Here is a 20,034-nt window from a genome sequence, read left to right as displayed (position 1 = left end):
AATGACCGAACCGACAGTTCATCAGCTCTATTGCACACATTGCACCTATGCCACATCGTACCTGCATCAACGCGGCGACGAAGCGGTCGGTCAGCAAGTCTTCGAGTATAGTACGCGATCGGGTTCCGTGGCTCGTGAGCATAGTCACGATTACTTTCGGCAAATTGAACCATATATGTACTATCATCTGCCGAGTGATTTGCCGGCGGCTGATGCGACAAAACACGATGCGGACACAACAAGTCACTGGCGACGTTTACTCTATATGCCCTCAGTCGGAGGCTTGAGGATCGTTGCACAAGTTGCCTACCGCACGACAGACACGAAAGGCCGCCCCGGCTCCTATTTTTCTCACGTCCTTTGTTCCGAAAATAGTGACGGTCAAGAACCTGGCTGGACGGCTGTTGATGCTCTCCGGCTTTGGGGGAGCGATGGCTGGGTTGATACTGATCAGGCAGACCTGCCATTCCAGTTGCCGACATTCAACCACATCGCTGAACTGAATGGCTCCACAGAGCCGATTATCAATGACGAACTCCTGCTTAGCTATTTGCGTCAACCGGCCTCTGCTCATGCGCCGAGTATTGATGTTCGGGGAACCGTCCCCATACGTTTCTGGCAAAAGACACCCCAGCAGCGTCAGCAACTTCTAAGCGACACGCTAACAGGGTTCCTCGATCTCAACCTCGAACGACGACAGACGATGTTGTTAGCCGTTGAGCCGAGCCTGGCGGCACTCATTTTCTACGGCGTCGCTCGACTGCTTCCACGCACTGGAATTGGTGAATGGCTAAGTTTTTCGACATTAGAAGGAATCGAAGATCGACCGCAAACGACGCTTGCAGCAACAACGTTCTATCAGCCACAACACGGGCGACTGCCAAGTGAGGCCTCGCACAATCGCGGGTTTGCGATCAATACATTTCAGGACGACGATTCCGCAATTGATCGTTCGACACCATGTGCAAACTACGCAAAGTCAATTGTCGAGCGACTTGTTAACTATGGGTTCGCTGACATAGATGCGTTTATCCACGATATGGAGTCGATGCAAACAACCGACAAGTCCGATCTCGTCGAAATGCTACAAAGCGTTATCTTGGCAGATCGTGCGATGATTGCAGCGGAAACGCCGAAGTTTCAGCAAGATCTGCGTTCGATCCCTTCCGGACGGGCCTCTCGCAAACTTTGTCAAGAGGTCGGGAAGAAACTCGTCAAGTTGAGAGAACAGTCGTCGTCATCGCGTGACAAAGTGACAACGCAATCAACTAGCAATGGACCATTGCAACGAGAGACTAGTTTTCAAGAACTTTCACAGCATCCAGATCGCTCTCTAGCGATTGTTCGATTGCTCAATCAGCAGGCCGAAGTCTCGAAAGAAGTTCAAGAAGTCATTCGGTTGCTCTTGATCGACGTGATTCAAAAGAACTCTGAACGGCTGACAGAAGTTTTAGAGTCGCAGGAGATTTCCATCGCGATACGTGTGGCTCTGTTAGAGCGAGCCATTCGAAAAGCCAATCAGATTCCCGCCGATTGTCCTGGACTATGGTCTCCTTCCCATCGAGAAAATCAGCAGCCGCTCTTCGCGGAACTGCTCTCTCGTCAGCCTATCGATCAATGTCGCAAATATTTGGCTTTGCTACTGCAGAAAGCGATGACCCGCGAAGAAGTGGAAGTCGTTTGCTCCGCGTTGTCCAAAAAGGGGACCGATGAGGCGAATCGACTACTAGTTTGGTTCGTCGACCAAATTGTTCTCGCGGCAAGTAATCAGCCAGAGTCAACGAAGTCGCTGCTAGTCGCGATTCGAGAGTCAAAGTCAATTCGACAATGTGTGTTTGAAGTCTACGCCGATCGTGTGGCCAACGAACAGCGTGAAGACTTGAGTCCACTCGGCACTGCCTTGGCAAGTCGGTTAAATGAGTTGCCGGAAGAGCGTCGGTTTGACAAGACATTAGAACTCTTGATTGATGCCAATCCATTATTGAACACCGAGCTGAATGCTAGAGTGGTCGGTTGGCAAGGAGTTCGAAAGGCTCTTGAGGAGATCGATCAGCTTCAATCACGACAAGGAACTGTTGAACGGTTGAAGTCATTTGCGCGTCGAAAGCAACGGTCAGAGCAACTCGACCACGCGAGTCACGAATTAGTCTGCCATGCGCGATACGCAATGCCCGATTCTGAACTCGAAGATGATCCAGATGGGAGTCATCGGACTACGGCGGTGTTGTTGGTTTGCGATCGAGTATTGCAACAGAAACCATTGCCTGCCAACGTTGTCTCTCGTATTCGGAAGGGGTTCACCAGGGACGGTCAAGACGAACCGTTTCCACGGGTTACACAACCCCATGCAAACTCAACCGAGCGACCAAAGGATAAGCTTGCTGCAATCAAGAACCCGCTTGTGATTGGCAGTCTAGTCATGATCGGGGTGGTCGGCGTATTGATTGTCATGTTTCGCCCAGCTGTTCCTGAAGATGTCGAGTCGCCGGTTGCTCCAATCGATGTCATGGCGAAGCAGACTTCGGCTCATGACAATGTTGATCCGCAGGAGTCTCATTCTCAGCAAATTCCAAGTCAGTCCGAGAATCTCACTCAGAGCGAAGTTGAGTCGCAGACTCCTCTCGAACCTGTCTTACTGGTGGCCAATCAGGATGCGTCACATACAACGGATGCGGTTGGTGCTCCCAAAACGATTGAGAACACAAACTCGCCGACGGCAGTTGGAAGTTCAGAGGATCAGGGAACAACTGCAGACGATACTCGGGTCGAGACTAACGTTGAAGGGAAAAAGGGTTCGCCGCCGGAGTCGGAACCCGTATCGGTGCTGCAACTCTCAAAAGATCAGAAGGAGACGGATGGTCGAAAGCTCTACTATCTGTCATTGCCTAAGGGTTCGGATGAATGGACACCATTTGCGAAACTGCCTGCAGGCCAGGCGGTTCGTAGACTAACGCTGCATCTGGCGGATGAAAAAGTTCTTGAGGTGGACCAGAAACACAACGAGACCTTACTCGTTTTGGCACACGTGCGGGCACCCATTGTTGCAGAGGACGCTGACAACACCGTTTCACTTGGTTTTCGTTGGAATCGCGAGACGAATGCACTTGAATGTCGTTGGCAAGATGTTGGCGAGATGGCGGCAAAAGAATCGTTGGAACGAATGTTTCTTTCAAGTTTGCTGCAGGTGGACTGCAGGCGAGATCAGTACTTTCTTTCGTTTCTCGGTCCGATCAAAGCTAAGGAGCCATTGAGACTTGCTGGTAGGTTGCCGATTGAAGAGCCTTTGATACACACTCTGTTCCCGTCGGTGCGAGTGCCGATTGGTGATGACGAGCAGCAGTCGATTATCGAGCCGTCACGTCGCGAACATCCGCGGATTGAAGACTTTATCCAGTTGCCCGATGTTGAGCAATCTCGTGTAGGCTTGCTTCACGATTTATATCATGCCGTGCATTGCATCAACTGGACGCTTCGCAAATCGAATCTTCTGGCCTTGGAAAATCAGGGCGTTTTAGATTCCGTGGCTAAACAACTTCAGAAGCAGACAAAGGTTCTGCGAACTGTCGCTAGTGGAATTCAGTCGCCAGGAGAGCTTACACACGACCCGCGTTCATATCTCGATGTCGAATGGCTTCTGCCATCGGATGGGAGTGGTCGGGACGTCGATACACGACGTTTTCCGCTGGTTCCTGGGCGAGATGATGTTCGACTCATCCCAGCGGAGTTGGTGGTACAGGTTTCGTCGAAGGATAAAATTGTGTTTACCGGCCGGGCTCCGTCGGGAACGAGTGGGAGGACATATCGTTATTACGTTCGATATCCTGATACGCTCGATCAGGCCGACGCGGATCGGGTTTATGAACTGCAGTTCTATAGTAAGCAGCCAAGGCTGCAAGCACTGAGGGGCGATGTGAATTCAGAGGTTGCGTCATCCAAACTCTATTGCCGGATGAGAGTTCGGTTTCGGAAGAGTGCAAGCCGTCCGAAACTGAGTGAGCGGTGTGCAAAACTTAGTGACCTACTTTGGAAGTTTAGTGCTGATATCAACTTGATCAGTAACGATGGCCGTGACAAACTACAGTCGGCCGCGTCTTATTTTCGTGACGATCCTGATAAACACTCGTTGACTTGGCAAACAGACCTTTACGATGTGGTCCGGGATGAGATTCTTGCGACCGCCGATGAGATCTATCATTTGTCATATGAGCCGTATGCCAGTGAGGTTCGTCAAACGCTGGGCGTGACGCCTCATTTTTCAGGGACGCTCTATCAAGTTATCGGTGGTGAAGTGCAGGAGGAGGCTCGGCTGGTGAAAGGAGGGATTCTGGTGGAAGCGATTCAGGCCCCATGATTGTGCGCTTGTCTCGATCGGTGGTTCGATGAGGGCTGCTAGGTCAATTGTTTTTCGTTGGTTGAGTGGGATACCCGCTCGACTATTTTCAAACGTTACTTTCGAGTGGTCGGTAATGAAGGTTTTAGTTCTCTTATTTATCGGTGCCGTTCCACTACTCGTTGCGACGCCTACAAAGTTTTTGGCTATGGAGTCCATCGCGGGTGATACTCAGGGTGTGGCGGCGATCGATGTTGGTCTGCTGCGACAGCGTGTGAACGATCAGACTGTAGGGCTAAAGAATTTGGTCGATGTCAATCAACAGTCGATTATTGACTTAAAAGGCGTTGATTTTCTTTCTACGGAACCCCTGCCTGATTCTGTTTCGGAGGTATCTATTGACTCGCAGGCTGCTCGTGATTGGACCGAGGCGATTACGAGAGGCTGGCTGTCCATTCGAGATGCACATATTGGGGTTGGTCAGTTCGTTAGTGTTTATCGTCGAACGTTTGACGACTTCCCGTCCGAATATGATGCATTGGCGAAGTTTAGTCAGACTGATCTCGTTGATAATCCTTTGCGAGCGGTCGCTGGTGGCCGAGAGTTAATGCGGCAAGTTGATGCTCATCGAACTCGTTTGGCTGTTCAAATTGAAGTCGCGGAAGATCTACAAGCTGCGAAGTTGAAATGTGATCAGGATAGTTATCGTGAGTGTCTCAACATTCTACAAAGGATTGATCGAAGTCAGTTGTCGCCGGATGCCCTTGCGGAAGTTGCGGAACTCGAACGCCGAAGTCGGTTTGGGGATTATTGGCAGAATCAGCCCGACGCGGTTCCGGTGACTTCAGCGACGCTCGATCAGCGACTTGCGTTTCTGCAGAAGTCTCCTGCTGCGATGACAGCGTCGGAGGAGGCACAGATTGAGCGATTCCGAATGGCATTGGAAGCCGACGAATGTCAGTTGAAGATGGCGGAACTTCGGGAACTCGATACGACAGATGTCGCGATGTACTTGGCGACGGCGACGTCGACGGCGACTTGCGAGGTCAATCGTAAAGCCGTGAGCGAAGCACTTCGCCAATGGGTTGCTAAGTCGCTTGTGGTGTCCCAGATTCCTACGAGCATGCCGCCGATTTTAGAGACGCGACGAAACAACGGCGAGTTTCTGGCAGGGGTTTTTGATCGAGGCGCGGGACAAGCGAACTACTATTGGTACTATGATACGCTGGCCCGTAAACGAGAGAACAAACGATGGAACGAACAGCTTTATGTTAAAACCTCTCAGAATCGAGGAAACATCGTCGATCATCCGCAAACGCCATTTCCTATTCGCTCGGCGTTAGCATTCAATAAGCAGCGAGATGAGTTGTTGAGTCACATCGAATCGGAGTTGGCTTGGAACCAGATGAGCGATCTGTGTTGGCAACTGAATCGTGAATTGAGTGTCTATCGACAAGGGCAACCGAGCGGTTGGGATGAGTACGAGCGAGCCCTCGGTGAGCGGTTGCCGGAATTGCAATTTGATGAGTGTGCAAAATTTGTCGATGAGATCTTAGACAATTGGGATACAGTAACTGAGCTGCTAGTCGACGAGGCAAACGATTAAGTGTTCATGCTTGTAGTATGCCAAGTCACATAGAAACGAGCCTGTTCGTTGGCGTTGAAGAACGTTACTCGTACACGTCTCTCAACCTTTCACTTCACTTCGACATCTAGGATGTTTCGTCCATGTATTCGCAAGAAATCTCTCGAACCACGCCCGCGTGTTTTTTGTTTTTGCTCGATCAGTCTTATTCGATGGACGAGCCGTTGGGCGGTTCGGATCAGCGGAAATGCGATCAGTTGGCCGATGTGATGAATGGTTGGCTGCAGAATATGATTATCAAGGCGAGCGGTGAGTCGGGGGTCAAGGATTGGATGCACATCGGTGTGATCGGTTACCGGACTGATGATCAAGGCAACGCAATCATTACATCTGCATTGAGTGCGCCACTCGACGATCGGGCGTTGATTCCGATTAGCGAGTTCAACGATCATCCGCTCCGCATCGAAGACCGTGAGCAACAGATGTACGATGACGAGACCGGAGAGATGACTTCGTTTCCCGTGCAGATTCCGGTTTGGGTCGATCCGGTGATGGAAGGTGGCACGCCGATGTGTACGGTGCTGCATTATGCGTATGAAGTCTTAGAAGCCTGGATTTCCGATCATCAGGACTGTTTTCCTCCCATCTTGATTCACATCACCGATGGTGAATCTCAAGATGGAGATCCGATTCCGTATGCAGAGCCGATTCGAGCACTTGCGACCGATGATGGAAACGTGTTGTTCTTCAACTGTCACCTTTCGATGACAGCTGCCGACCCCTTCATTTTTCCGCATAGTAATGAAGTGTTACCGGAGGAGTTGGCGCGAACGCTGTTCGAGATGTCGAGTGTGTTGCCGGAGTCGATGTGTGAGCGGGCCATTCAGGAAGGGTTTTCAATTCAGCCGGGTGCACGCGGCATGGTGTTTAATGCGGATATGATTAGTCTGCTTCAATTCCTCGATATGGGAACCCGCGTGGCGAAGAACTTGCGTTGAACCGAATTGCCTGGCCATGATTTCCTCAAGGGAGACGCTCTATGACGAACAGCACTGTGGAAAGCCCGGGATGTGTCATTCTATTGATCGATGAGTCGGCGGCAATGGAGTCGCCGTTGCAGGAATCCGCGGGTCCGATTGGCGGTAGCACGCCGGGAAAAACGCCGAAGTCGCGTGCGGAGAGCGTCGCGACGGCCGTCAACGCTGTTCTCAAGCGATTGGCAAACGGCCCCGATTTTGATCTCGCGCTGGTGGGATATCGAACGCAAGATGATGAGGCGATCGTTGAGACACGCTGGGGGGGAGCGTTGGCCGGTCGTCAATTTGTCGCGACAGCGGAATTGGCTGACACCCCGATTGTAGTCGAACAACGCGTGCGAAAACTGCCGAACCCCGCCGGTTTTGGTCCGCCGATTGAAGACCCAGTCGACTTCCCAGTTTGGTACGAACCGAACACCGGTGGCAAAGCGGCTCAGGTCGCGGCGTTTCGGTACTGTCGAGAACTATTGGAGGAGTGGGTGAGTTCGGCCGGACCGAATCCGGGTGTGCCGATGATCGTGCACATCTTTGCGGGCGGAACGGGTGACGGCAATCCGCATCAAGCGGTGCAGGACATCATGACGCTCGATTGGCCGACCGGTTCACCGTTGGTACTGCAAGCTCATTTGTGTACATCTCAAACGGTGCCGCCGACGTTGTTCCCTTCGAATCGATACTACCTGCCAGTCGGTCCGCAGAAGGATCTATTTTCACGATGTAGTCCGTTGCCCGGTTCGCTCCTCGCGGCTTTGAAAGAGGATAAGTTCACGATCCAGGAGAATGCCGTTGGCATGATGTACCACGCTCGGATGTTGGACATCGTGAAGTTTTTAAAGTTGATCGACACACACACTCAGAATTGGCCGGCCCGACCCGTTCTGAATACGATTCCACTAGCCGACACAATCGCTGCCGACGATACGGTTGTGGAAACGGTGTCTGAAGAATTGTCGGGTTCCTTGCCGGAAGTCGACACGACCGAGGATACCTATGAAGCGATGCCGTTTGACGATCACGATATCTTTGATGAGTCGGCTTCGGAACTAGAACAAGATTCAACCCTCGAAGTGGAGCGGGCGGCGGTGGTGGTGCTGCTGTTGGATCGCTCGCTTGAGAATCCTTACGATGGTAATACGGCCAGTGCGTTTGCGCGGTTGCAAGACCATGCAAACGATTTGCTGGGTCGAATGGCGAAGAAACGTAGTGGCCAACTTTCGGTTGCCGTTGTGTCCTATGGGACGGATGTTGCGGGGGATTCCGAAGTTCGCACGACTTGGGAAGGCGATCTTGCGGGGCAAGTGCTAGTCAGCGATGCGGATTTGGCCGAGGGTGCATTGCGTGTGGAGGAGTTCGAACAACAGGTTCCGAACGGTGTCGGCGGATTGATGACGGTACCCGTGAAGAAATCCGTTTTCGTCGAGCTGGAACCGACTGCTGCCACAACGATGAGTGAGGCAACTGCCGCTGTGAGTGAGATCTTGCTGGGATGGTGTGACAATCATCCGCAGAGTTGTTTGCCTCCGGTTGTGATTCACCTCACGCGGGGCGAATTCGAACCCGGCGAAATCGCTGCTGCGATGACAGAACTCTGTACCGCTGAAACGGCCGCGGGCTCGACGTTGGTCTATCATCTCGTCGTTACCGAGCAGCCACACGCTTCGGTGGTCTTTCCGGCGTCCAACGAACAGTTGGAACCCGGTCCGTTGCAAGAACTGTTCGAGCACACGAGTTTGCCCGTCGACGTGGAGCGGTTAGCGAGTGAGAAACCACAGATCATGCAACCGACTTCGCGGGGCCTCGTCGTCAATGGCAAGATCGATCTGATTCTCGATGCCATTTATGCACAACTCGAATCGGAATCCTGACCGTTTTCCTTCATCTGTTTGCGCTGGCTGCGGGGGAAATAATTCTATGAGAGTTCCTGACAAAGGTTCCAGTTCGCATGCTTTTTGATGTCCGCACGTTGCACACGCCGAAGGATCGTGAGTACGCCGCCGAGTATGAGGATGCCTATTATGTAAGCGGCGAGCGAGGTTTTGCGGCCATCGCAGATGGTGTTTCGTCGGCAATCTTTTCGCGACAATGGGCCAAAATTCTGACCAAGGCCGCTGTTGAAACGCCGCCGGATTTGTACGCGGAAGGCTCGTTACAGGCGTGGTTGGAGGAACGCCGTCGGGAATGGGTCACGTTGATCGATATTCCCAACTTGCCTTGGAATCAACGTCAAAAATTGCAACAGGTTGGCGGGGCGTTTTCCACGCTGTTGTGGGTCGAACTGTACGACGAAAACGATACTGTCGAAGTGGCCGACGAAGAACCCGTCGAACCGAAGCCGTTCCGGTTGAGGTGCTTTGCAGTCGGTGACTGCTGTTTGTTTCATGTGCGGGACGGTCGGATTCTGCAAAGTTTTCCGCTGACCGATTCTGCAAGTTTCGACGCCGATCCGATCTCGATTTGCAGTGTGAACCTCAATCGCGACCATTGCTTGGAGTTCTCGGCACTCGACGAGTATTGCCAAACCGGTGACTTGCTCGTGCTGTGCACCGATGCGATTGGCAAGTGGGCGATGTCCCGCATCGAAGCCGACGATCCGCCGAACTGGGAAACCTATTGGAGCATGTCGCACGAGGATTGGTTAAAGGAGATCACGCAATTGCGGGTCGATCGCCAAATGCGGTACGACGACACCACGCTGGTGCTGTTGAAGGTCGGTGTGGAACCGGAAGTTGTCGAACCGATTGACGACGCGGAAACTGCTCTCGTGATGTTGCAGTTCACGGACGACGGCTTCGAAACGGCCGGACCGGATGACCCGACCGACGCAGCGATCGAGACTGCGGTGTTCATGTCGGATTGCGAACCGGCGAGTGATGCCGAGGACTGGCTGAGTGCAGACGACGTGTTCTCAGTTGTGGCGTCTGCCGACGAGTGGAACGCGAGTCCCGACCTGATTGTGGAAAACGGACGCTATCCCAATCAAGATGATAGTGAGACCGACGATGCTCAGGAGGCGGAGGAGTCTTCTGAGCCATAAGGGTGTCGAGACACATCGCGAATGTAACAAGGTTGACCGAATGAAAATCGATCTGTTGGCACTTTACCAAAAGACGTTGCTCGGCGGTTTGGGCGGGCTTTTCGGTTGGTTGCTCATTACGTTGTTCGCGGGCTTCTCGTCGGAATCCGCGTTTCTGTTGTACGTGCGAGTCGCGTTGACGGGCGGTTTGATTGGTGTAGCCATCGGGGCGGCGTGCGGTGGATGGGATGGATTATTTCGCGATCGTTCGCCACGCCGGCTGATGCGAGGGGCCGGAATTGGAGCCGTCATCGGTTTGATCGGGGGAGCGGTTGGGTTGGTGATCGGTGAAGTCATTTTCGGTTTGGCGGGTGGTGGATTGTTTCCCCGGGCGATTGGTTGGGGCATCTTCGGCGCGATGATCGGCACGAACGAAGGCGTCTCGAAACGGATGCCACAGAAAACGCGGTTCGGTGCGTTCGGCGGTTTGCTGGGTGGGCTGATCGGTGGCAGCACATATGAGTTCCTCGCCACTGGGTTGCAAGGAATTGGTCTCGGACGCGACACGTCGATCGCTGTCGGCGGTGCCGTGGGTTTGGTGTTGCTGGGCATGTTCATCGGCCTATTAATTGGCTTAGTGGAAGACCTGCTGCGGGCGGCGTGGTTGCTGTTCACAACCGGGCGGTTTGAAGGCCAAACCCGCACACTCGACCCGGCGAAATCCGAGACGATCGTCGGGCGGTCGGAACTGGCCGATATTTGCATTCTGGGTGATCCGCAAATGGCCACGCATCATGCCCGTTTGATTCCCACGGGTGGCAGTTTCGTCCTTGAGGCGATCGACGGAGAAATCCAAGTCAACCAGCAACCCGTCACGCGACACACCTTGGCTGATGGTGAACTCATTCAAATCGGTTCATCGCGTGCTCGTTTCCAACTCGGCGGATCGAAGACATAGTTCCCGCCGCGGGCAGCAGCAAACTACGACCGACCACACAACTTCCTGAAAGACCACCATGAAAAAATTTGTCATCTCCGGAGGGCTGTTTTTGGCGGCGATTCTGTGGGTCGGTGTCCTCAGTTTGCTCACCCGAAGCGGCAGCGAGGAAACCGTAAGCGTACCCGCTGCCGACGGTTCACAAGCGACGATTCAGCTGATCGACAAGTCGCAGTTCTATAAGGACAATGAAGGACAAATCGCGTTACAGATGGCGATTCTCGGACCGGATCAGCAACCAATTCCCGGGTTGTCACCCAAGAATTTGCGGTTGAAGGAAGAAGGTATTCCCGTGCCGGTGAAGTCGTTCCAAGGTCCGGGGATGCAGGCAATCAATGTGTTTCTGGTAATCGATGTCAGCGGCAGCATGGGCGAAGGGCTGAAGATGGAAGAGGCCCGACAAGCTGCCCTTTCAGCCGTCGATGAACTGCGTGTGGATCGGGATCGGATCGGCGTCATCGCGTTTGACGATCGGTTCGACGTGATTCATCCGCTCTCGGAACTCACGACGGAATCGAAATCGCGATGTCGAGAAAGTCTGCAACGGTTGCAACCGCGTGGCGGCACATTGATCGGTCCGCCGACATTGGGGGCGTTGGATTTGTTCAAGCAGTCTGAAGTCGAAGGCGCGAAGTTGTTGATGGTGATGACCGACGGCGAAGACGAGCAACTGCCCGACAGGCTTGAGCAAATCGCTGGGGCCAGCGACGCCGGAGGCGTGCCGGTATTTGCAATTGCCTTCGGAAGTCGGCATCCGTTGGCGGAACAGGTACTGCGAGACCTGGCTTCGCGATGCTCTGGCGAGTACTACTTCGCGCCGACCGGGGAGAAGCTCGCTGAGATTTATCGGTCGCGTGTGCAAGATGCGAGCGAGCAATTTCTGATCACGTACAATTCCCCTTGGCCGGATGACGATGGATTGAGTCGGCAAATTCAAGTCGAGATCGAGACCCCCTCGGGAACGTTGGAGGCGAGCGGACAGTATCAAATCGGCCCGATCATCGCCGGTGGGATTCGCAAAGCACCACGCGTGGCCGCCATCGCCGGGGATGAGCCTATCGAAGCATCCGGCGGCGGATCGAAAGCGCTGCAGATCGTGATGTTTTTGGTCCTACTCTGTGTCTTGAGCGGCGGACTCGTTGCGTCAGAATTGTCGCCGCAATTGCGGAGCCGCTTGGGAACGGTCGCAACTGCTCCGGAAGCACCAGTATCGAACAGGCCGTTGGTTTCACCAAAACCGGCCCCTCCGCCACCGAAGCGTCCCACGTTGCCAGGCCGGACCACAAGTTCGCCCGCTGCTGTTGGTCAGTCACCAACGACAACTCCACCCGCTGTTGGGGGAAAGGTCAGTGGCACAGTGCCGCCGCCTCCGCCCGTTCCGCGTCCGGTGGCCCCTGCCACCCCGTCGTCGCAACCGTCGGTTACGAAAAAAACACCACCACCACCAGCCGCACGCGGCACACAAAAAATTTCTCCAATTCCACCACCACCTCCGCCACCCGGCAAAAAACCGCAAGGGGAGTGAATCCATTCTCGAATTATCGACAGTTCGAAATTTTGCTGTCCGCTCGAGACAACGAAAGTTGATCTTTCGGTCTAGCGTGTTGCGGTCGTCGGACGCCTTACGTTTATAGTTATCGATCGTGTGTCACGTCCAACGATGTGATATGATTGCCGGAGACAACGTAGGCCGTAACACGATCTTCAATGTCTGCGGAGGACGTGTAACACTAATGTTCGCACCTCCGTGAGACAAAACCCGCTAGAAAATAGACACGGTTCTAGACTCCGAAGTTGCCCGAGTGAAGACGGGGGTTTCCAACATATGACGGTGGCGATGTCTTGCCCGCACCCTGGGTGTGGAGAAACCTTTCGCGTTACGAAAGCACAGTTGCAGCGGGGCGTCCGTTGTCGGTTTTGTGGTCGTGTAATTGGCCCAGAAGTCGCAGCGAGTACGGTCGGTGGGAACGCAGCCGAATCGACTGTGTCACCCGAGAAACCTCGACCGCAGTCGCCCGGTCGACAACGGTCGAAAAGAACTCCGACTGGTCCACCGCCGAAGCTTGTCGGTGGGTACCAGATCGATGAAGTCTTGGGACAGGGAGCATTCGGGACGGTTTATAAAGCGACTGATCCCGAGCTAGAACGATCGGTTGCGTTGAAACTCCCGCAGGCACACACGCTAGACTCGCCGAAGGCTCGTGAGCGATTCTTGCGAGAGGCAAAAGCGGCCGCTCGGCTTCGGCATCCGCATATCGTGCCGGTGTTCAAGGCCGGTCAGACGGCGGAAGGGCTGTACTACATTGCGTCGGCGTTCATCTTCGGACGCACGCTTGATGAACACATCGATCACAAACCTGTTGAGCCAAGACGCACCGCCCGAATCGTCCAGCAGATCGCAGAAGCTCTGCAATACGCTCACCAAATGGGCATCATTCACCGGGATGTCAAGCCGCAGAATGTGTTGATCGACGAACGTGACGAACCTCAGTTGATGGACTTCGGTCTCGCCCGGCTGGAACAAACGTCGGAGAAGCAAACTCGGGAAGGCAGCGTGCTCGGCAGCCCAGCATACATGTCTCCTGAACAAGCACGGGGTGCCCAGGATGATGTCGGTCCGCCGACCGATCAGTATGCCGTGGGGGTTGTGCTCTACGAAATGTTGACCGGGCAGATTCCATTTAGCGGTCCGCCTCAAGTCGTCATTGCGAATGTGTTGTCTCAAGATCCGCCACGCCCGAGTTCCATCGAATCGCGTGTGCCGATCGACTTGGAGACGATCTGCCTGAAAGCGATGTCCAAACAACCCGAGGACCGCTATCCAGATTGTGGTGAATTGGCCGCCGACTTGGAACGCTGGTTGCAAGATGAACCGATTCTTGCCCGACCACTTTCGTTGCCACAACGGTTCGTGCGATGGAGTCGACACAACCCGACGATCAGCGGTTTGATCGGCGCGGTGATGTTGGTCACGTTCTTGGGTTTGTTAGGAATCTTGTGGCAGTGGAAGACGGCACAGACGAACTTCACAATCGCTCAACGCAATGCCGAACAAGCAGCCAAAGCCGAGGAAGTTGCCGAAGCGAATTTGGCCATCGCGAATGACAATGCCAAGAAACTCGAAGTGAGCTTGCGAACGGCGAAGGAGCAAACCGAAGCGGCGAAAAACGCCGAGAAGAAAGCTCGTGAAGCCGAAGCGTTGGCAGAGACAAACCGCATTAAAGCCGAGGAAAACGCAGAGAACTTGGAGATCGAACGGGGAAAAGCTCTTCAGGCTGCCGCCGTTGCCAAGAAGCAAACGGAACTCGCACAAAAACTGCAAGCCGAGGCCGAACAACGCGAGACCGAACTTCTTTGGAAGACGTACCAATTCTCGATCAAGAACGCACAATCCGCGTTGGATGAAAACAATGTATCGTTAGCGCGAACGCATCTCTCTGCATTAATCCCGGAAGACGGGCAGACCGATGTGCGTGGGTTCGATTGGTTCTACTTGTGGAATTCGATTCAGAACGGGAAGAATTCCGGGTCTGTCAATCGACGATACACCGACCGTACCACGTTCAAGTCGTACATTGAAGACAATACAAACGCCAACAACCAAAGTGCCTCGATGCAATTTGCGAAAGGCGTGCGTATGGTCGACGGCCGATTTCTTGTGTTGGCCAAACCGACGACTGTCAGCATTTTCGACATGCAACTCCCGACGGATCAAGCCGTGCAAACGGTTAGTTATGCCGATGGCATCCATGGCATGGCGTTGTCGAAGACCAATGCGGATTTGTTTGTGGTCAGTCCTGGTCGAGCGCAGTTGCAGTCGGGTTATCGGCTCGATCGTTGGCGAGTCGGTCAGGCACCGTTTAACTTTGTCGAAGCGGCGCAGCCTCGGTTTCAATGGTCGGGTGGGCTTTCGCATTTCAACGGATGTTTGGCGATCTCTCCCAACAACAAGAAACTGGTTTCCCCATCGCTCACTCAACCTTATGGGTTGACGGTGACGACTGTCGATCCTCCGCCAACAGCCAACTTCGCCGGGTTCTTCTCGGGAACTACGACGGCTGAGTTGGACCCGTACGTCTCGACTCCCAACATCAGCGGCTACGTTGGCCAGTTCCCGGTGGTGACGAATACGGAATTGCTGACGAACTTGGCGTTCACCAGTGACGGTGGTCATGTCATCGGGACGACGGCTTCGCCAAATGGCGTGCGAGTGCTGCGATGGAATGTGAGTAGCCGATCGTTGGATGTACAACTCGATTCCAAAATCTCTCCGAATGAGATCAGTCAGGAAACGGTCCTACAGTCGGCGACCGATCATTGGATGGCAGTGCCGTTCCGTCGTCGGATTTCTCAAGACAAGGACGACTTTCAATTCAACTCTGGTTATCAGTTGATCGAGTTGTCGGGGTCACCGGGGGTAAGGTTTTCGACACTCGAACTCGGTCGGGATGAGATATTGGACGGTCGACGTTGGTACGGAACGCCGGTCGCCGCGTTTTCGCCATCGGGCAATCAATTTGCCTTCGCTGGTTTTTTCGGCCCGAAGAAGATGCGGGAAAACTATTGGCAGTCGAAAAACGTAGACGCCATGATTGTGTGCGTCAACTTCGATACCAACCCGATTCGCACAACACTGCTGCAAGGTCACACTCGCATGATTCGCGATCTGGCTTTCAGTCCCGATGGGCAATTGCTCGCCTCCGGCAGTGACGACGATACCGTGCGGGTTTGGGGTGTGGTGGGGGGCAACGAACGTCTGGTTCTCGACAAGCACCGAGACGCTGTGATCCGCGTTGCATTTAGTCCCGATGGCACGCGACTCTATTCCCTAGACAGCATAGGCGATATGGAAATTTGGAATGGATCGCGAAACGCAAAGTGACCAACGGCCGTCGATTCGTCAGGTTTTCGCCCTAGGAAGTGAATAGAACTATGAAACGCGTGACCGGCTTCGGCGGCATCTTTTTCAAAGCGAAAGATCCCAAGACACTTGGTGACTGGTACCGTAAGCATCTTGGGATGAATGTCGAAGACTGGGGCGGCGTGACGTTCCACTGGGTGACGCCGGAGAATCCCACAGGCGTTGGGACAACGGTGTGGAGTCCATTCAAAGAGAAGACCGAATACTTCGCACCCAGCAAAGCTGACTTCATGATGAACTTTCGCGTCGATGATCTGCACGCGTTGTTAGCCGTCTTGCGAGACGAAGGTTGCCAAGTCGACGACAAAACCGAAGAGTCCGAGTTCGGCAAATTCGGTTGGGTGATCGATCCGGAAGGCAACAAAGTCGAACTTTGGGAACCCCCGGCAGGGGTATGAACGTCGCATCTGTCGTCGTCTCGATCAGTTGGTGCCGATCGAAACCCCATAATGTGCGTATCGTGTGCGACCGCGTGAGACGGATTCATCGGCAGAACTTGTCGAATGACCTGCGATTAAACCGGAATTCTCTCGACAGGATTCGTTGAGGCGGACTTCGAAATACTAATGTTTGTGGGGGCGAACCGTTGGGGCCGATGGTTTGCCGACCGAAGACTTTCTTGAGTCTGTTTGATCGCCTCCGGCGAAGCGTTCACAACCTGTCAGCGGAATCGCGGTATCGAACCCCACAAGTTTTACGGGGCGAGAGACTTTGGTCAAAAGGTCATGTTGAAAGATGTCGAAGTCATCGTGCGTCTTAGTGGATTGGAACGAGTTAGAGGACTCGCTTCTTGGCACTCGCAAGGAAGGTGCGTTGCCGCCATGGGTGAAGTTGCCGGGCTTGTCTTCAACGATTTCCGAGTTCGTTAAGAAGGCGCAAGAACCCGATGCCGATGCCGCGGACTTGGCCGTTCTCATCGAACGCGATTCGGCATTGACTTGTTTGTTGCTACGACGAGTCAATGCGGCATCGATGGCGTTGAAGACTGAAGCGAATTCTGCTCAGGAAGCCATCGTTCGGCTAGGAATTCGGGGAAGCGTTTTGTTTCTGCTGACCGAAGGTATGAAGCAGATTTTGGCGTCTTCGAAGTCGCGTGTGATCAATATGCCGGTCTTCTATTGGGAGAATTTGGAACGAGGGTTGTTCGCGAAAGCCGTCGCTGGGAAACTTGGGTTAGACAAGGAACTTGCCTTTGCCGGTGGCTTGCTATGCGACTGTCTGCTCCCTGTGATCGCGAATGCCGCGACAAAAACCTACTTCCGGTTCTTAGAGCAACGCGGCGATGTGGCCAGCCATATTATCGACTTCGAAGAACGAGAGTTCGGTTGGCATCATGCTTTAGCGACGGCACTCATCTTCAAAGGCTGGAGTTTTCCCCCGGAGCTTGTTTGTTGCGTCGGTTTTCATCATCGAGGTTTGAAGGCTTTGGAAGATCGCCGTTTGAACCAAACGGCGGTGGCAGCCGTCGCGATTGCCGGTCTCATTCCTGGCCAACTCAAGCAAACACCGACAGGCATAGCCGATTTGCAGTCGCTGGAATCGCAAATTCCGGGGTTTAACCTGTTGGAAACGGCCGAGGCCATCGAGGCGGAATGCAAAGAGTTACTACCGAACGTTGCGAACCCTCTCACGCTTGCCCATCGCTGCAAGCAGTTGCGTAAGAAACGGTCTTGGTTCCGTTGATCGACGCGGTTGGTGCCGACGTCGATCACGTTCGCAACTTGTTCGTTCGGCTTTCAACTATTTCAGTTCAAACGATACCTGCTTGATGTTGCCGGTGAATTCGAACTTCCCTTTGTCTTTGTAAGCTGGGTCGATCGACGTGATGGAGTCACGGCCGACTTCGAACGGTTCGAGTCCGTGACGAGGAAGTGACCGCGTCAGTTTCCCACGACCTGCGGATTGACCATCGACGAACAGTTCCAATGTGCCCCCGCCCAGCTTCGAACCGTCGGGTGTGAATTCCGCCTTGAGTTCGATGTTGCCTTTGGGAATTTCCCTTGTTCCCGGGATTTCGACATCAGCGATCTCGAAACATTGGTAGCGGAATTGCGGTTTGTTATCCCGGACATAGAGTGTCCAACCTGCTGAGAAAGCCCCCGCGCAGGTCACCACGCCTTCAGCACCGGTTTGTGGTATTTCAAGGTCTGCGGTGATTGTAAAGCCCCGCGGAAATAGTTGTGGCCCGACCGCTTCCGGGAGCCAAACGCGATTGCCGTAGTAAGTCCAAGAAGTCGGCTGCTCGCCGGACACACGAAGTTTGGGATCCATTCGTTCTGCGAACCGAGGGTCCAACGGGAGCACGTCATGCTTGATGGCTTCCTCCAGGAACTTGTCCTGCAACTCTTTGAGTTTTTCCGGATACTTCGAAGCCAAGTTGTCGGCCTGGCTAAAGTCATTTTCAATGTTGTAGAGTTCCCATGGCGACTTGAGAAAGTCTCCCGAACGACTTGTTGTGTCCCATGGTGTGCCAAAGTGGCTGCAGGCGACCCAGCCGTCGTGATAGAGCGCCCGGTTGGTAAACATTTCGAAGTACTGCGTCTTGCGTTGGCCTTCTGCGTTTGCATCGTCGAAGGTGTACTTCATGCTGACGCCTTCGATCGGTTTTTGCTGGATGCCGTTGACTTCTTGGGGAGTAGCGACTCCACAGACGTCGAGAATTGTTGGCACCACGTCAATCACATGATGAAACTGCGTTCGTTGTTCGCCCTTCGATTTGATCCCGTTGGGCCAATGAATGATCAACGGATTTCGCGTGCCACCGAAGTGGCTGGCGACTTGCTTCGTCCACTGGAACGGAGCATCCATCGCCCACGCCCAACCGACCGGCACGTGAGGTTCGCTTGTCGGTCCGCCGATTTCGTCAAGCCGATTGACTGTGCTTTTCAGGCCAAGTTGAATGCCAAGCAGACTAGCCAACTCGCTGAATGTGCCTTCCAGACCACCTTCGGCCGATGCTCCGTTGTCGCCGACGATGTAGAAAATCAAGGTGTTGTCGAGTTCGCCGGAGGTCTCCAAACTATCGATCAGCCGCCCGACGTGATGGTCGGTATGGGCCATGAAGGCAGCATAGTTCTCCATGAGTCGGGTGTAGACGTTCTTTCCGACGGCCGAACGACTCTCCCACGATGGAATCTCTTTCGGTCGTGGAGTCAGCTTTGTGCCTTGGGGGATAATTCCCATCTCGAGTTGTTTGGCGTGCGTGAGTTCGCGTTGCTTATCCCAACCGTGATCGAACTTGCCTCGGTATTTCTCACGCCACTCCGGTGGTGCATGATGCGGTGCGTGCACGGCTCCGGTGCTGAAATAGCAAAACCACGGTTTGTTCGGAGCAGCCGCTCGCGTATTGCTGATCCAAGCAATGGCTTCGTCGGTCATATCCGCTGTGAAATGATAGCCCTCTTCTGGTTGCTTGGGCTGGGGCACGGGAACGGTGTTTCTATACAAGGTCGGGTAGTATTGGTGCGTTTCACCTTGATTGAAACCGTAGAAGTAGTCGAAGCCGAAGCCGGTGGGCCAACGATCGAACGGCCCGGCGGGACTGATATCGGGTTCTGGCGTGTTGTGCCATTTTCCGAACATGCTGGTAGCGAAACCGTTGGCACTCAAGGTTTCCGACACGAGCGAAGTACTTCGTGGGATGATGCCCGTGTATCCGGGAAACCCGGTTCCCATTTCAATAATCACTCCTGTACCCACACTGTGATGGTTGCGGCCTGCGAGCAACGCCGCACGTGTTGGGCTACACAGGGCTGTTGTGTGAAACCGTGTGTAAGACAGACCACTGTCTGCGAGCTTTTGCATATGCGGGGTTGGAACGGGCCCACCAAAGGTGCTGCACATCCCGAAGCCCACGTCATCCAACAGGATGATCAAAACATTCGGTGCATCCGCCGGAGCTTTCACCGGTTGTGGATAGCTTGGTGTGGATTTGTCATAGGTTTCACGGATCTTGCCCTCAAACTTTGGGTCGGGCTCTGGTAGCTGGCTTCCGAGTTCTGGACTCGTCGATTGAGCCACGACATTCGTCGCACCGATCCAGCAAACGCAGGTCACAATTAGCAAGCAGACAATACGGGGGTTTCTCAATGTTGGTAACTCCTGCGGCCCGATAGACGTAAAGATAGACAGCAAACACATTTTGATGGATC

The 20,034-nt window shown here is 53.8% G+C and carries 11 protein-coding genes; 10 read left to right on the top strand and 1 reads right to left on the bottom strand.

All coding sequences use genetic code 11. The features are described 5' to 3' along the window. Position 1: 1 nt before the first annotated feature. The 10 genes from AC5DDB_RS12795 (at position 2) to AC5DDB_RS12750 (ending at position 17,566) form a co-directional block, all read left to right on the top strand. Positions 2-4,351, top strand: a complete 4,350-nt coding sequence (locus tag AC5DDB_RS12795) for a GAP1-N2 domain-containing protein (RefSeq protein ID WP_491740116.1) — start codon at positions 2-4, stop codon at positions 4,349-4,351. A 115-nt stretch (positions 4,352-4,466) separates the two neighbouring features. Beyond that, the gene (locus AC5DDB_RS12790) at positions 4,467-5,936 is read left to right on the top strand and encodes a hypothetical protein (RefSeq protein ID WP_491740115.1); all 1,470 of its coding nucleotides are present in this window, start codon (positions 4,467-4,469) and stop codon (positions 5,934-5,936) included. Between the two features lie 122 nt (positions 5,937-6,058). Continuing rightward, a complete protein-coding gene (locus tag AC5DDB_RS12785; protein ID WP_491740114.1) occupies positions 6,059-6,913 on the top strand; it encodes a vWA domain-containing protein in 855 nt (284 codons plus the stop codon). Positions 6,914-6,954: 41 nt separating this feature from the next. After that, a complete protein-coding gene (locus AC5DDB_RS12780; protein WP_491740113.1) occupies positions 6,955-8,817 on the top strand; it encodes a hypothetical protein in 1,863 nt (620 codons plus the stop codon). Positions 8,818-8,894: 77 nt separating this feature from the next. Beyond that, positions 8,895-9,986 carry a PP2C family serine/threonine-protein phosphatase gene (locus AC5DDB_RS12775; protein WP_491740112.1) on the top strand — a complete coding sequence of 364 codons (1,092 nt, stop codon included), beginning with the start codon at positions 8,895-8,897 and terminating at the stop codon, positions 9,984-9,986. Between the two features lie 40 nt (positions 9,987-10,026). Beyond that, complete coding sequence (locus AC5DDB_RS12770; protein ID WP_491740111.1) at positions 10,027-10,923, top strand: FHA domain-containing protein; 897 nt, start codon at positions 10,027-10,029, stop codon at positions 10,921-10,923. A 58-nt stretch (positions 10,924-10,981) separates the two neighbouring features. Beyond that, positions 10,982-12,487, top strand: a complete 1,506-nt coding sequence (locus AC5DDB_RS12765; RefSeq protein WP_491740110.1) for a vWA domain-containing protein — start codon at positions 10,982-10,984, stop codon at positions 12,485-12,487. Positions 12,488-12,799: 312 nt separating this feature from the next. Further along, complete coding sequence (locus tag AC5DDB_RS12760) at positions 12,800-15,844, top strand: protein kinase domain-containing protein (protein WP_491740109.1); 3,045 nt, start codon at positions 12,800-12,802, stop codon at positions 15,842-15,844. Positions 15,845-15,894: 50 nt separating this feature from the next. After that, a complete protein-coding gene (locus tag AC5DDB_RS12755) occupies positions 15,895-16,281 on the top strand; it encodes a VOC family protein (RefSeq protein ID WP_491740108.1) in 387 nt (128 codons plus the stop codon). A gap of 337 nt (positions 16,282-16,618) precedes the next feature. Continuing rightward, positions 16,619-17,566 (top strand): HDOD domain-containing protein, encoded by a 948-nt coding sequence (locus AC5DDB_RS12750; protein WP_491740107.1) that lies wholly within the window; start codon positions 16,619-16,621, stop codon positions 17,564-17,566. 57 nt (positions 17,567-17,623) lie between these two features. Here the strand turns inward: AC5DDB_RS12750 and AC5DDB_RS12745 are convergent, their stop codons facing one another. Next, positions 17,624-19,972 (bottom strand): arylsulfatase, encoded by a 2,349-nt coding sequence (locus AC5DDB_RS12745; protein WP_491740106.1) that lies wholly within the window; start codon positions 19,970-19,972, stop codon positions 17,624-17,626. Between the last annotated feature and the right edge of the window lie 62 nt (positions 19,973-20,034).

The organism is Thalassoroseus sp., from assembly GCF_984380535.1.
This window is presented reverse-complemented; position numbering and strand designations above follow the sequence as displayed.

Coding starts and splice junctions, on each gene's coding strand:
- AC5DDB_RS12795 (WP_491740116.1), top strand. CDS start 2: ATGACCGAACCGACAGTTCATCAGCTCTATTGCACACATTGCACCTAT.
- AC5DDB_RS12790 (WP_491740115.1), top strand. CDS start 4,467: ATGAAGGTTTTAGTTCTCTTATTTATCGGTGCCGTTCCACTACTCGTT.
- AC5DDB_RS12785 (WP_491740114.1), top strand. CDS start 6,059: ATGTATTCGCAAGAAATCTCTCGAACCACGCCCGCGTGTTTTTTGTTT.
- AC5DDB_RS12780 (WP_491740113.1), top strand. CDS start 6,955: ATGACGAACAGCACTGTGGAAAGCCCGGGATGTGTCATTCTATTGATC.
- AC5DDB_RS12775 (WP_491740112.1), top strand. CDS start 8,895: ATGCTTTTTGATGTCCGCACGTTGCACACGCCGAAGGATCGTGAGTAC.
- AC5DDB_RS12770 (WP_491740111.1), top strand. CDS start 10,027: ATGAAAATCGATCTGTTGGCACTTTACCAAAAGACGTTGCTCGGCGGT.
- AC5DDB_RS12765 (WP_491740110.1), top strand. CDS start 10,982: ATGAAAAAATTTGTCATCTCCGGAGGGCTGTTTTTGGCGGCGATTCTG.
- AC5DDB_RS12760 (WP_491740109.1), top strand. CDS start 12,800: ATGTCTTGCCCGCACCCTGGGTGTGGAGAAACCTTTCGCGTTACGAAA.
- AC5DDB_RS12755 (WP_491740108.1), top strand. CDS start 15,895: ATGAAACGCGTGACCGGCTTCGGCGGCATCTTTTTCAAAGCGAAAGAT.
- AC5DDB_RS12750 (WP_491740107.1), top strand. CDS start 16,619: ATGTCGAAGTCATCGTGCGTCTTAGTGGATTGGAACGAGTTAGAGGAC.